The sequence below is a fragment of the Candidatus Pseudomonas phytovorans genome (genome assembly GCA_029202525.1).
Classification (GTDB): Bacteria; Pseudomonadota; Gammaproteobacteria; order Pseudomonadales; family Pseudomonadaceae; genus Aquipseudomonas; species Aquipseudomonas phytovorans.
The window spans coordinates 5,109,602-5,123,062 of sequence record CP119325.1; the positions used below are offsets into that span (position 1 = coordinate 5,109,602).

14 protein-coding genes are annotated in these 13,461 nt (G+C 54.2%); all 14 read right to left on the bottom strand.

Translation table 11 applies throughout. From position 1 onward, the window contains the following. Positions 1–46: 46 nt before the first annotated feature. Positions 47–1,483, bottom strand: coding sequence for an NAD(P)(+) transhydrogenase (Re/Si-specific) subunit beta (locus P0Y58_22435; GenBank protein WEK29624.1), 1,437 nt, complete (start codon positions 1,481–1,483; stop codon positions 47–49). Between the two features lies 1 nt (position 1,484). Beyond that, on the bottom strand, positions 1,485–1,799 hold the full coding sequence (locus P0Y58_22440; GenBank protein WEK29625.1) for an NAD(P) transhydrogenase subunit alpha: 315 nt from the start codon (positions 1,797–1,799) through the stop codon (positions 1,485–1,487). Between the two features lie 11 nt (positions 1,800–1,810). Then, on the bottom strand, positions 1,811–2,932 hold the full coding sequence (locus P0Y58_22445; protein WEK29626.1) for a Re/Si-specific NAD(P)(+) transhydrogenase subunit alpha: 1,122 nt from the start codon (positions 2,930–2,932) through the stop codon (positions 1,811–1,813). Positions 2,933–2,989: 57 nt separating this feature from the next. Next, on the bottom strand, positions 2,990–4,048 hold the full coding sequence (locus tag P0Y58_22450; GenBank protein WEK29627.1) for a Gfo/Idh/MocA family oxidoreductase: 1,059 nt from the start codon (positions 4,046–4,048) through the stop codon (positions 2,990–2,992). A gap of 75 nt (positions 4,049–4,123) precedes the next feature. Next, a complete protein-coding gene (locus P0Y58_22455) occupies positions 4,124–5,101 on the bottom strand; it encodes a Gfo/Idh/MocA family oxidoreductase (protein ID WEK29628.1) in 978 nt (325 codons plus the stop codon). Positions 5,102–5,186: 85 nt separating this feature from the next. Further along, entirely contained in the window at positions 5,187–6,347 is a 1,161-nt protein-coding gene (locus tag P0Y58_22460) for a Gfo/Idh/MocA family oxidoreductase (GenBank protein WEK29629.1), read from the bottom strand. A 132-nt stretch (positions 6,348–6,479) separates the two neighbouring features. Continuing rightward, positions 6,480–8,201, bottom strand: a complete 1,722-nt coding sequence (locus tag P0Y58_22465; protein WEK29630.1) for a biotin carboxylase N-terminal domain-containing protein — start codon at positions 8,199–8,201, stop codon at positions 6,480–6,482. Continuing rightward, a complete protein-coding gene (locus P0Y58_22470; GenBank protein ID WEK29631.1) occupies positions 8,198–9,793 on the bottom strand; it encodes an urea amidolyase family protein in 1,596 nt (531 codons plus the stop codon). Before P0Y58_22470 ends, P0Y58_22465 begins: the two co-directional genes overlap by 4 nt. Positions 9,794–9,797: 4 nt before the next feature. Continuing rightward, positions 9,798–10,571 (bottom strand): LamB/YcsF family protein, encoded by a 774-nt coding sequence (locus P0Y58_22475; GenBank protein ID WEK29632.1) that lies wholly within the window; start codon positions 10,569–10,571, stop codon positions 9,798–9,800. Between the two features lie 44 nt (positions 10,572–10,615). Beyond that, positions 10,616–10,903, bottom strand: a complete 288-nt coding sequence (locus P0Y58_22480) for a putative quinol monooxygenase (protein ID WEK29633.1) — start codon at positions 10,901–10,903, stop codon at positions 10,616–10,618. Between the two features lie 23 nt (positions 10,904–10,926). Beyond that, positions 10,927–11,376, bottom strand: a complete 450-nt coding sequence (locus P0Y58_22485; GenBank protein ID WEK29634.1) for an OsmC family protein — start codon at positions 11,374–11,376, stop codon at positions 10,927–10,929. Between the two features lie 23 nt (positions 11,377–11,399). After that, positions 11,400–12,203 (bottom strand): putative hydro-lyase, encoded by an 804-nt coding sequence (locus P0Y58_22490; GenBank protein ID WEK29635.1) that lies wholly within the window; start codon positions 12,201–12,203, stop codon positions 11,400–11,402. Between the two features lie 29 nt (positions 12,204–12,232). Next, complete coding sequence (locus P0Y58_22495; protein WEK29636.1) at positions 12,233–12,640, bottom strand: heme-binding protein; 408 nt, start codon at positions 12,638–12,640, stop codon at positions 12,233–12,235. Positions 12,641–12,657: 17 nt separating this feature from the next. Next, complete coding sequence (locus tag P0Y58_22500; GenBank protein WEK29637.1) at positions 12,658–13,413, bottom strand: SDR family NAD(P)-dependent oxidoreductase; 756 nt, start codon at positions 13,411–13,413, stop codon at positions 12,658–12,660. Positions 13,414–13,461: the final 48 nt, after the last annotated feature.

Consider the following 13,461-nt stretch of genomic DNA (forward strand, 5'->3'; position numbering starts at 1 on the left):
CGATGGTTTTAGATAGGCTTTCCTTATCAGCACTGACGGCCTAACCTCACGCCACAGCCTTTACCATGTCTTCGATCGTCTTCTTCGCGTCCCCAAACACCATCATGGTCTTGTCCAGGTAGAAGAGTTCGTTGTCCAGGCCAGCGTAGCCACTGGCCATAGAGCGCTTGTTGACGATAATGGTCTTCGCCTTGAACGCTTCCAGGATTGGCATACCTGCGATGGGTGACTTTGGATCGTTCTTCGCCGCAGGGTTGACCACGTCGTTAGCACCTAGCACCAGAACCACGTCGGCCTGACCAAACTCAGCGTTGATGTCTTCCATCTCGAACACCTGGTCATACGGCACTTCGGCCTCGGCCAGCAGCACGTTCATGTGCCCGGGCATGCGGCCCGCTACGGGGTGAATCGCATACTTCACTGTAACGCCACGGTGAGTCAGTTTCTCGGTCAGCTCCTTCAGTGCGTGCTGGGCTCGCGCTACCGCCAGACCGTAACCTGGAACGATGATCACGCTGTCAGCGTTGCTCAGCAGGAAGGTGGCGTCATCGGCGGAACCGGATTTTACCGGGCGCTGTTCCTTGGTGCCCTGCTCCGCACCAACATCAGCATCACCGCCAAAACCACCAAGAATCACGCTGAAGAACGACCGGTTCATCGCCTTACACATGATGTACGACAGGATCGCGCCACTGGAACCCACGAGGGAGCCGGCGACAATCAACATGGAGTTGTTGAGAGAAAAGCCAATGCCCGCCGCTGCCCAGCCCGAGTAGCTATTGAGCATCGACACCACCACCGGCATGTCCGCGCCACCGATAGGGATGATCAGCAGGACACCCAAAACGAATGCCAATATCAGCATGAGAATAAAGGCATCGATCAAACCAGTGGTGCTGTAGATGATACCCACACCAAAGGTGGTGAAGAGCACCAGCATGTTGGTCTTAAACTGCCCATGGAAGACAAAAGGCGCCCCCTGGAACAGTCGGAACTTGTACTTACCCGATAGCTTGCCAAAAGCAATCACAGAACCCGAGAAAGTAATGGCGCCAATTGCCGCTCCAAGGAAAAGCTCCAAGCGGTTGCCGCCAGGAATCGGATCCGCCATTGAGGCAACGATGCCAAGGGACTGAGGCTCAATAACACCGGTCAAGGCGATGAACACCGCTGCCAGGCCAATCATGCTATGCATGAAGGCCACCAACTCCGGCATCTTGGTCATCTCGACGCGCTTGGCCATGATGGTGCCCGCTGTGCCACCGACCAGCAAGGCGCCAATCACATACGCCATACCAGAGTTCGCGATCCCTGCACCCAGCTTGTAGATAAGGCCAACCGTGGTAAGGATGGCGATGCCCATGCCGATCATGCCGAACAGGTTGCCACGACGTGAGGTAGTCGGATGCGACAGCCCCTTGAGCGCCTGAATGAAGCACACCGAAGCGACAAGGTAGAGAAGCGTTATAAAATTCATACTCATGTTACTTCTTCCCTTCGCTTTTGGTTTTCTTCTTAAACATTTCCAGCATGCGGCGCGTAACTAGGAAACCACCGAACACGTTTACTGCAGCCAAAGCGACGGCCAAGGTACCCATGATCTTCCCGGCAGGAGTAACAGTCAGCGCGGCAGCCAACATGGCGCCAATGATGACAATCGCTGAAATGGCGTTGGTAACTGCCATCAGCGGGGTGTGCAGCGCCGGGGTGACGTTCCACACCACGTGGTAGCCCACATAGATGGCCAGCACGAAGATGATCAGGTTGTAGATGCCATGGGAAATCAGCATGTCTTCCATTGTCGTGCTCCTTAGCCGTTCTTGCGGACGACTTGGCCATCGCGGCACATCAAGCAGGCCGCGACGATATCGTCTTCGAGGTTAATGACCAGCGCGCCGTCTTTGTCGAACAGCAGCTTCATGAAGTCCAGCAGGTTACGTGCGTAAAGCGCCGAAGCATCGGCACCTACCTGGGCAGGCAGGTTGGTTGGGCCAATGATGGTCACGCCATTTTCTTGGATAACCTCGTCGGCTACCGTTAGAGGACAATTGCCCCCCTGCGCGGCAGCCAAATCCACGATCACGGAACCTGGCTTCATTTGCGCAACGGTTCCAGCATTCAGCAGAGTAGGCGCCCTCCGACCCGGGATAAGTGCGGTGGTGATAACGATGTCCGCCTGCTTGGCACGCTCATGGACAGCCTGTGCCTGACGCTGCATCCAGCTGGCCGGCATGGGACGGGCGTAGCCGCCGACGCCTTCGGCGCACTCGCGCTCTTCGTCGGTCTCGTAGGGCACGTCGATGAACTTGGCGCCCAGCGACTCAATCTGCTCCTTCACTGCCGGGCGTACGTCGGACGCCTCGATTACAGCGCCCAGGCGCTTGGCCGTGGCGATGGCCTGCAGGCCGGCAACGCCCGCGCCCAGGATCAGCACGCGCGCAGCTTTGACAGTGCCGGCGGCGGTCATCAGCATGGGCATGAAGCGTGGGTAGTAGTGTGCGGCCAGCAACACCGCCTTGTAGCCGGCGATGTTAGCCTGCGACGACAGCACGTCTAGGCTTTGTGCCCGTGAGGTGCGCGGCGCGGCTTCTAGGGCGAAAGCGGTAATGCCGCGTTCGGCCATCTTGCCAATCAGCTCATCGTTGAAGGGGTTGAGCATACCGATGAGCACGCTACCCGCATTCATTAAAGCCAGTTCAGGGTCTGCAGGCGCACCCACCTTTAAAACGATGTCTGCCCCAAGAGCATCGCTAGCCTCACCAATCTTGGCGCCGGCAGTTTCAAAGGCGCTGTCGGTGATGGAAGCTTTCAGCCCACAGCCGCTCTGGACAACGATTTGGTGTCCAGCCGTTACGAGCCGCTTTACTGTGTCTGGGGTTACCGCGACGCGCGATTCGCCGTGAGCGGTTTCCGACGGTACTCCGATATACAAGGAACTTCTCCACTTATTATTATTTACTCAGAAATTCTTCATAGCATGAAGAATTGATCAGGCGACTGCCCGTTTGATCATCCGCAGTGTTTTTTCTGATGGGCGCGCCCTGCTCTTTTTGAGAGCCAACTGCTGAGGTAAACCAGAAGCCGCTGCTCTTTCGATAGCGAAGAGGATCTCCAAATCGGCGAGACCTTCTTCCCCACATGGCTGCGGCTCTATTCCTTGCTCGATACAATCCGAGAAGTAAGCAATCTGACCTGCGAAGTGATCGTAGTGCGGGAAATGAACGTATTCGCTCTCATCCCGACTTTTCAGAGCCATGGACATGGACTGTTCGAAGCGGAAACCAGGATCCATGTTTAATACCCCGTCCGTACCCACAATCTGGTAACTATCTACTGGGTAAGCACCAAAGCTGCAGTAAAACTGGGCTAAACGGTTGTCCGGGAACCTCATCGTGACAGCGATAGAGTCGTCCACATTTGCGAAGCGCGGGTCGTCAGATCGACGGGTACTCATCGCGGAAACTGCAATGGGATCAGCCTCAAAGATGTGACGTGCAGCATTGATGCAGTAGATGCCAATATCCTGCAATGGCCCTCCCCAATGCTCTACGTCCAGCCTATGATTTCCAGCATCGCTCTGGAAGCTGAATGTCGCAGACATGAACACTGGCTTACCGATGCGCCCATCGCGAATGGCTTGGAATGCGGCAATGGTGCCGACATCATGGTGCAGTCGATAACTCGTCATCAGCGAAACCCCTGCAGCTTTTGCCGTTAATATCATGGCATCAGCATCGGGCAGAGATGTGGCTATAGGCTTTTCGACCAGCACATGCTTCCCGGCTTTCGCTGCCTGGATCGCGTAAGTGGCGTGCAGTGGGTTTGGGACAGCAATGTACACTGCATCAACGATGTCACTTGCAAGCAGCTCATCAAAATCCTCATAAGCATAAACATGATCAATATCATGTTTTTTTGCCAACTCACGAGCACGCTCCGGACTACCAGAAACGATGGCTGTTACTTTGGAATTCTCTAATAGAGAGACAGCGGGGATGAATGCAGTCTGGGATATCCAGCCTGCTCCCACTACGGCATATCGAATCACGTTAAGACCCTCGAAGAACTGCGCAATACAGAACGGCCTAACCGCTTAGCACCAACGCAACTCAGATAATCATATTTACCGGTAGAGCGAAGGGCGAAGTGGCAGTTCGAGCTTGATGGTCTGGTCTGTCCCACTTCGCTCAGCCAAGTGTTCAGCGATTAGCGTCGTAATGTAGCCATCCCAGGCTGTCGCACCATGGTTCGGAACGCCCGAAATAATACTTTGTATCCAGCTCCGTGTTTGAGCTTGATAGGCAGTAACAAAGCGAGGAATCCAGTTACGCGGCACATGGGATGCCCGATGGCCTGATTTATTAATGACTGGGGCTGAGAATTCAGGAAGAGAGATAGTGCCTTCTTCACCCACTAACTCGGCGTGTACCTGATAGCCAAACTTGCAGTTCATGTACAATTCGGTTGATGACATCGCGCCATTCGCCAAGCGGGTCACGATCATCATCGGATCACCTTTCTCCGCAACCGTGATGCGAACAGCCTCAAGCTCGGTATCCATGACCCAACGCATGACATCGATCTCATGAACGAAAGCATTGGTGATGAGCATGTCGCCGGTCATCCATTCAGGAGCGACCGGATTGCGATGGAAATTGTGGAGAATTTCAGGCTTACCAACAGCATTGGCTTCAAAAAGCCTTTTGAGCTCGATGTAACCTGGATCAAACCGACGCATGTAACCGACTTGAACGAAAGCCTTTTCCTTAAGGCACTCGGCCTCTACGATCAGGCGCGCTTGCTCAGCGCTCATCGCCAAAGGCTTTTCACACAAAACTGGTTTTTCGGCGGCGATGCACGCTTGAACCAAGTCAGCATGAGTGGAGTCAGGCGATGCAATCAGCACCGCATCGATTTCTTTAGAAGTTATCAGATCCAGGGGATCTGCAAAAATCCGCGCCTTCCCCGCAATGGCGCGAGCTTTGTCAGGATCGAAATCGCAGACGCCGGCCAAGTGAGCACTAGGGGTATGCATGGACAGGATGCGGCCATGCTCTTTACCCATTACACCAGCACCAATCAATCCAACCGCGATACTCATTTCAGAGTCTCCTGCAGCGTCAAATCTTGCGGTGGAGAAGGTAGGCGTGACCAAGTCACGCCCACCTCAATCTAGCGGTGCAATATCAAGCAGGCTGCTCGATGTTCTCCCACTCGCCACTGACACCCGAGGTCAGAATGGCGTCTGCGATGCGCTCGATCTGCAGACCGTCATCGAAGTTCGGCGAAGCTTTGCCGTTCTCAGCAATGGCTTTCAGGAAGTTGTACCACTCGATCGATTTGATATCGATGTAGCCTTGGCCCATACCGGCAACTGGCCAGAGCTTGTCACCGAACGGCTGGTGAGGGCCCGAGTAAATGGTGCGGAAACCGAAAGCATCCTTAGGATCATCTGCGAAAGCAACGCGCAGTTCGTTGAGGCGCTGATAGTCGAAGGCGATCGAACCTTTGGTGCCGTAGATTTCGAAGCCAAGTTGGTTGTGGTGGCCCCACGCATTTCGAGTCACCTCGATAGTGCCGTATACACCGTTTGCGAACTTGATCATGGTGAGTGCAGCATCATCCACATCAACCTTGCCACGCTCGCTCGAAGCCTGACCAGCAGGGCCGAAGAAGCGACCAGCTGGAAGAGGACGCTCTGCAATGAAGGTTTTCACGATCGAGTTAACCGAAGCGAATTCACCAACCAGCAGGCGAGCAGCGTCGATGACATGAGTACCGATATCACCCAGGGTACCCGAACCAGCTTTGGCCTTGTTGAAGCGCCAGGACAGCGGCAGCTCAGGATCAGCGCCCCAGTCTTGCAGGTAGTAGCCACGGAAGTTCAGGATGTCACCGATGCGACCTTCTTCAATCAGACGCTTAGCCATCTGAACAGCTGGGGTGTGACGATAGTTGTAGGAAACCATGGTAACGACGCCGGTTTCCCGGGCGGCTTCCTGCATGCGCTGAGCTTCCTCAACGGTCATGGACATCGGTTTTTCGCACATTACGTGCTTACCAGCCAGAGCTGCGGCGATTGCAATCTCAGCATGGGTATCGTTCGGGGTACAGATATCGATGATGTCGATGTCTGGACGGTTCACCACGTCACGCCAGTCAGTGGCGTACTCGGTGAAGCCATATTGCTTAGCAGCGTTCTGAGCCAGTTCTTCGTCGATATCAACGACCACTTTGCGCTCGATTTCGACCGGGGCACCGAACAGGATTGGAACTACTGCAGTAGCGATGGAATGGGCTTTACCCATGAAGCCAGTGCCGATCAGTGCGACATTATATTTTTTCACGATCCTTACTCCTCTAGGGCTGAGTTTAATTATCAAGCCCTGCTTCTGTTAAACTACCCCAGCATTCTTCAATAGATGCTGGACATCTCATTTAGTGATGCCGCCTTACACAGCATCACCTTAACCTGTTAGTTAGTGAGTATCTTGCTCAATTGTCGCTAATTCTTCACCGAGTGTAACGGCAGACCCCACATCGACCAAGATCTTTATTTTACCATCCAGCTTGGCCACCACTTGCGTTTCCATTTTCATCGCCTCGACAAGCGCAACTGTTTCACCCTTACTAACTGCATCTCCATCCTGAACAAGCCACTGCTGAAGCGTCCCAGGAATAGGCGAGCCTACAGAATTGGCATTCTCCGACTTAGTTACAGCCGGGACAGTATTGTCAGTCTTGTTAAACGAGAACAAGGCAGACGGCACGCCAAGGCGATGAATTTTTCCATCAATCTCAACCACACATCGAACCAACTGATCCTCAACGTAATCTACACGTCCTGCAGGAGGCAGCCCTTTAAACTCTGTTTCAATCCAGTTCGTGTAAACACCAAAATCAGCGGTGCCATTGAACTTCTCTTCTTCCATAACCGCCCGATGGAAAGGCAGTACCGAAGCCACCCCTTCAATCTGAAACTCGGACAATGCTCGGCGGGCACGTTTAACCGCCTCCTCACGCGTCTCACCAAAGACGATGAGTTTTGCCATCATCGAGTCATACAGCCCGGGGATGGTTGAACCGCTCTCAACACCCGTATCGAGGCGCACGCCTGGCCCAGATGGCGGTCGGAATTTTTCGATACGACCTGGGGTCGGCAGGAACCCACGCCCAGGGTCTTCGGCGTTAATCCGAAACTCAAAGGCATGCCCACGAGGCTCCGGAGTCTCCAGAACTGAGAGTTGCAGTCCATCTGCGATACGCAACTGCTCGACAACGATGTCAACGCCGGTAGTGACTTCGGTTACCGGGTGCTCTACCTGCAGGCGAGTGTTTACCTCCAGGAAAGAAATCGTACCGTTACGAGACAGCAGAAACTCTACAGTCCCCGCCCCTACGTAACCCGCTCTACTGCAGATATCCCGTGCAGCCTTATGGATAGACGCGCGCTGTGTCTCAGAGATGTAAGGGGCAGGCGCCTCTTCCACCAGTTTCTGATTACGACGTTGCAGCGAGCAGTCACGCGTGCCAAGCACAACGGTGTTGCCATGGGTATCGGCAATCACTTGGGCCTCGATGTGACGAGGTTGCTCAAGGAACTGCTCCGCATAACATTCACCGCGCCCAAAAGCTTCCGTCGCTTCACGTACCGCTGACTCGAACAGCTGACCTACTTCATCAAGCTTGTGCGCGACTTTCATGCCGCGACCGCCACCGCCAAATGCAGCTTTGATCGCGAGAGGCAAACCTGCCTCTTTAGCGAATTCAATAGCTTCGCGTGCGTTTGCCAGCGGGCCAGGGGTACCTTTAACCAACGGTGCGCCTACAGCCTGGGCAATGTGTCGTGCTTCAACTTTGTCGCCCAGCGCCCGAATCACATCAGGCGATGGGCCAACCCATGCCAAGCCGGCATCCAGCACAGCCTGTGCGAACTCTGCTCGCTCAGATAGGAAGCCGTAGCCTGGGTGTACAGCATCCGCCCCCGCACGTTTGGCGACTTCAACAATTTTTTGGATGTTGAGGTAAGTGTCAGCTGGGCGGCCTGGCCCCAAACCATAAGCTTCGTCGGCAAGCTCTACATGAAGGGATGAAGCGTCGACGTCCGAATAGATAGCGACGGAAGTCACACCATAATCCTTCGCAGCCCGGATGATGCGGATTGCGATTTCACCTCGGTTTGCGATGAGTAACTTCTTCATCGTTCTGTTTCCTTTACTTGCGGATCAAAGCCAGTGATGGCGTTAAAGCGGATGCGTGCACCGATCGGGATCTGCGCCGCCAGCGAAAGGTGATGCTCGGCAACCACGGCAATCACCGGGTAGCCACCTGTGAGCGGGTGGTCTGCCAGGAACAGCACAGGTTGGCCATTACGTGGTACTTGGATCGAACCTCTGGATGTACCTTCAGAGGGCAGCTCATCCGCACATTCCCGGGTCAGCGCACTGGCGCCATTAAGTCGCACACCGATGCGGTTTGATTCGGGCGTGACTGTCCAGGCCTGCTCAGTGAATGTCCGGATGGCCTCAGGAGTGAACCAGTCAGTGCGCGGCCCCATCACGACATCGAGCACGACAACATCGGCGCTTCCTGGGAGATTCGACTCAGCCAAATGTCCTGCAGAAACCGATCCACGTACATCACCCGCAACCTGGAGTACTGCGCCGGCAGTGAGCGGCTCAGGCCCAACTTTGGCCAGAGTGTCTGTAGAGGCAGAACCTAGGATCTTCGGCGCAGCCAAGCCGCCTCGCAGAGCAACATAGCTACGAACACCCTGCTGCGGTACACCCAGCGTTAGCGTGTCCCCTGCATCCAAAGCGATCGGTACAGCGGTAGATAGGGTAATTAGCCGACCATGTGCAGTTGTCACAACGACAGGCACTGGTGCTCCGGTCACTGCCAGAGTCACAGGCATTTCTGCCTCGAAGGTCGCACCACCATAGGTTACTTCTAGGGCAACAGCTGCTTCGTCATTTCCGAGCAGTTCGTTGGCAAGACGAAGCGCATGCAAATCAGCAGCACCGGATTGAGAAACACCCTGGTGCGCATTACCGGCACGGCCCAAATCCTGGAACAGCAAGGGTCTGTCAGTAGCTACGACTTTGAACCCGTTACCCACAGTTTCATCTGCGAAAGGCTTTGGTTTCACTACGACGCCTGGTGCCTGATCCGCCGTCGCCTCAGTAAATCGAACTCGATCACCTGGCTTCAGCAGAGCGGCCTGCGCACGGTTCACATCCCACATCGGGACTACCGTGGTTCCCAGCAATTGCCAGCCTCCGGGAGTGTCGGACGGATAAACTCCACAGAAGCGACCAGCCAGCGCAACCGAACCCGCCGGGATACGTACCCGTGGGCTATCACGACGTGGGACAACCAATTCAGGATCGTCACAGGTCATGTAAGCAAACCCTGGCGCGAACCCTGTAAAGGCGACGGTGAAAGTTGCGGCCCGGTGGCGACGAATTAGCTCCTCGACCGACCAGCCAAGATACCCCGCAACGAATTCAAGGTCTTCGCCGTCGTAACTCACCGGGATCTCGACCAGGTCACCGGAGCGACTGCTGCCAGCTTGTGGCGTCAGGGAAGAAATTTGAGCGTACAACTGCCGTGCAGTCGTAACGAAAGGATCGAATGAAACATGGAGCGTTACTGCGCCAGGGATGACTTCAATGACGCCCTCAATGCGGGCAGATTGAAGCGCATCACCGAGAGCGATGGTCGATTCGAGATCATCAAGCTCAACGATGAAGCGGTTCGATCCCGCAGGAAGAAATTGCAGCGTCTTGAACATACGATTAACCCTCGCTCGCAACTGCAAAACTACGCAGCAGGACATTATTTGCTTCGAAAGCTTCTCGCAAAGCTTTGGCCGTAGACACTGCGGCGGGGTTGTCCCCATGCACACAGATCGAATCAGCCTGCAACTTCACCAAGCTGCCGTCCACAGCCTCGACTACACCCTCATGAACCAAGCGCAGCATCCGCTGAGTAATCAGTTCAGGATCATGGAGCACTGCACCAGTAATGCGACGGTTGACCAGCGATCCGTCTCGGTTGTAAGCACGATCGGCAAAGGCCTCACAGACAACACGTAGTCCAGCTTCGCGCGCTTGATCAACGATCGGAGCACCAGCCAGGACAAGCAATGTCAGCTCCGGATCTACCGCCTTGATGGCCGCAATCACATCTGCGCCTTGACGACGGTCTTTAGCGATCGTGTTGTAAAGAGCCCCATGGGGTTTCACATAACTGATGGTCGTACCTGCAGCCTTGGCCAGCCCCTCCAAAGCGCCAATCTGATAGATGACATCCCCTATCAACTCGGAACTGGACGGCTCCATTATCCGGCGACCAAAGCCCACAAGGTCTCGATAGCCAACGTGAGCTCCAATGGTGACGCCCCGACTCACAGCTTCTCTGAGCACCGAAAGAATTCCCGCAGGATCACCCGCGTGGAAACCGCAGGCGATGTTCGCGCTGGTGACAATGTCCAACATTGACGCATCGTCGCCCATAGCCCACGGGCCAAAGCTTTCGCCAAGGTCGCTATTGAGATCGATTCTAACCATTAGCCTGCACACCCATCGGAGATCACGTTGGCAAATCGAAGCATTTACAGCAGTTTGTACTTGGCGAACGAGGTGGACTTGATCAAATGACCATACTTCTCACCAAACGCTTTCATGTTATCGGTGTTAGCATGCAGATCCAGGGACTTCTGATCATCCCAGATTTCATAGAAGAGAAACACGCCTGGATTTTCTTCGGAAACGTGAAGGTCATACTTCACAAAACCCGGTTCGGTTTTAGCGTACTCAACCAACCCCAGGAGTGCCTTCTGGAGCTCGGCTTCTTTACCCGGCTGAGAGTGAGTGACAGCGACACCATACAGTTTTGCCATTTCCTTAACTCCTCGTTTGATTATTAGGCGATCTCGACTTTAACAACAGTCTTGATCGAATTGGCAATGAAACAACCTTTATGAGCACGGTGATGTAAACGCTCCAAGGCGTTTCGATCCGGTTGCTTCTCAGAGCTGAATTCTACTTTAGGGTTCAGAATAATCTCCGAAACCCAAAAACCACCCTCTTCGCGCTTAGCTACAATACCTTTGGCATTATCGCTGTAGCTGGACACCACATATCCCTGCCCCTCGCATATGGCCAGGAAGTACAACATATGACAGCTGGCCAAAGCACTCACAAGCAACTGCTCGGGATCCGCCTTTTCAGCTGTGCCCAAATAATCTGAAGCCGCCGAAGCTTCAACTTTTGCAGTGTCACTAAAGATCACTTCCAGGTCACGACTATAGGTACCCGGCTTCTCTTTGTGATCAACTGCGGCCCAAACGACTTTTGCGAAATGCTCAGACATCACTAATCCCCCTTCCAGTGCTACTAAGCGACAGACAGATCGGGAGAGTCTGCTGCCAGATCAGTCACGAGCATGTAACCAGGCTCGTGGGTGATAGCAATATCTACGCCGGCTTGCTTGATCGCCATTTGAGGCGTAACACCGCATGCCCAGAAGCCGAAAATGTCGCCTTCGCGATAGACGGGTGCATCACCAAAGTCAGGACGATCAATGTCTGTGATCCCGATCAGCGAAGGGTCACCGATGTGTACCGGCGCACCATGAGCCAACGGGAAGCGCTCGGACAGAACGATCGCCTTGATGGTGTCTTTCGGGCGGAAGGCACGCATGGAAACAACCATGGATCCTTTGAAAGGCCCGTACTCTTCAGTTGGGAGATTCGTGACGTACATAGGCACATTCCGATTCGCACTGATATGCCGGATCTCAATGCCTGCATTGAGGATGGCGTTCTCGAACGAGAACGAGCAGCCCAATGCAAATGTCACAAAATCATCCCGCCACAGGTCAACCAGCGAATCAACCGTTTCGGTATGCACGCCGTTACGATAGACACGATAACGCGCCACATCAGTCCGAATATCGATCTCACCAGCGAGTGGCAGAGACGGATCGCCTGGTTTGCCCATGGCAACCAGCGGGCAGCTTTTGGGATTCAAGTCGCAGAAGATTTTGAAATCATCCGCAAAACGCTTGGGCAGGATCATCAAGTTGGCTTGCATGAAGCCATCAGCGAAACCGCTCGTTGGAACCCTTAGGTCACCAGCACGGATCATCTGCCTCACTTGAGCGGCAGACTTCGCTTGCATTTCTTTAATTGGTTCCATTCTGGCACCTACGTGTACGAATCAGTCGCTTACTGAGCCTGCAGCACATCAACCATCGCTTGGGCGATTTGGACGTCGGCGTCCTCTGGGCCACCAGAAACACCAACACCCCCTACCACTTCTCCGTTGATGGTCACTGGTAGACCACCACCAAACACCACGAAGGGGCGCGCGCAGGAGCGCTCAAGCCCGTAGAGCTCTTGCCCTGGCTGAGTGATCGCCATCCAGGTATCAGTCGACTTACGCAAGGCAGCGGCGGTGTAGGCCTTGTTGGTAGCGACTTCGATCGTGCCGAACGCAGCATCCTCAACGCGAATGAAACCGACCAGGTGACCACCCGCGTCAACGATCGACAAGCACGAACGTTGATCCAGTTCCTTAGCGCGTTTGATACCGGCCTGCAAAGCTGCCATGGCGAGTTCGTGTTTGATAATCATCTGGTCTCTCCCTTGGATTAGCTGTAAACACCGCCGCAGACATTGATTGCCTGGGCAGTTACATAGGAAGACTCGTCAGAGGCCAGGAATACGAACAGCGGAGCCACCTCATCAGCGGTGGCTTGACGCCCCAGCGGGATCAGGGATTTGATCAGCGCCTCTTGTTTCTCTTTGCCGCCGATATAGTCGATGACAGGGCCATTGAACGGGGTATCAATCCATCCTGGGCAAACGGCGTTTACGCGAACGCCATCTTTGGCGAGCTCAATCGCCATGGTAGTGGCCATGCCAATTACGGCAGCTTTGGAAGACGAATAGCAAGTGAGGCCGGGGGCACCACGCTTACCAGCCAAGGACGACATCATGACGACCGACGACTTTTTGGCTTTTTGCAGATGTGGCAACGCTTCTTGAACAAAAATGAAATTTGCCCGTACGTTGATATCAAAAACCTTATCCCAAGCTTCGGTAGCAAATTCCGAAACATTACCCGAAAGCTGAATACCTGCGTTCAAGCACAGCGTATTGAGGCCGCCCATCCACTCAGCCGCTTTACCCACTACGGCACGAATATCGGTTTCGCTACTCAAGTCTGCACGGAAAAACTTTACTGCCTTGGGGAAGCGCTGTTCAACTTTGGAACCACGCTCAGAATCAATATCAACAATCGCAACTTTTGCACCTTCCTGAACGAAGGACTCCAAAATTGCCAAACCGATATTAGCTACGCCACCTGTTAACAGGACGAGCTTACCCGCCAAACGATCGGTCATATAAACCTCGTTCATAAAGAATTATTTGATATACGCCATCCCTCAGAA

Bases quoted from the DNA above. Each gene is read 5' to 3' on its own strand.
- P0Y58_22435 (WEK29624.1), bottom strand. From the start codon at position 1,483: ATGAGTATGAATTTTATAACGCTTCTCTACCTTGTCGCTTCGGTGTGC.
- P0Y58_22440 (WEK29625.1), bottom strand. From the start codon at position 1,799: ATGGAAGACATGCTGATTTCCCATGGCATCTACAACCTGATCATCTTC.
- P0Y58_22455 (WEK29628.1), bottom strand. From the start codon at position 5,101: ATGAGTATCGCGGTTGGATTGATTGGTGCTGGTGTAATGGGTAAAGAG.
- P0Y58_22465 (WEK29630.1), bottom strand. From the start codon at position 8,201: ATGAAGAAGTTACTCATCGCAAACCGAGGTGAAATCGCAATCCGCATC.
- P0Y58_22470 (WEK29631.1), bottom strand. From the start codon at position 9,793: ATGTTCAAGACGCTGCAATTTCTTCCTGCGGGATCGAACCGCTTCATC.
- P0Y58_22475 (WEK29632.1), bottom strand. From the start codon at position 10,571: ATGGTTAGAATCGATCTCAATAGCGACCTTGGCGAAAGCTTTGGCCCG.
- P0Y58_22480 (WEK29633.1), bottom strand. From the start codon at position 10,903: ATGGCAAAACTGTATGGTGTCGCTGTCACTCACTCTCAGCCGGGTAAA.
- P0Y58_22485 (WEK29634.1), bottom strand. From the start codon at position 11,376: ATGTCTGAGCATTTCGCAAAAGTCGTTTGGGCCGCAGTTGATCACAAA.
- P0Y58_22490 (WEK29635.1), bottom strand. From the start codon at position 12,203: ATGGAACCAATTAAAGAAATGCAAGCGAAGTCTGCCGCTCAAGTGAGG.
- P0Y58_22495 (WEK29636.1), bottom strand. From the start codon at position 12,640: ATGATTATCAAACACGAACTCGCCATGGCAGCTTTGCAGGCCGGTATC.
- P0Y58_22500 (WEK29637.1), bottom strand. From the start codon at position 13,413: ATGACCGATCGTTTGGCGGGTAAGCTCGTCCTGTTAACAGGTGGCGTA.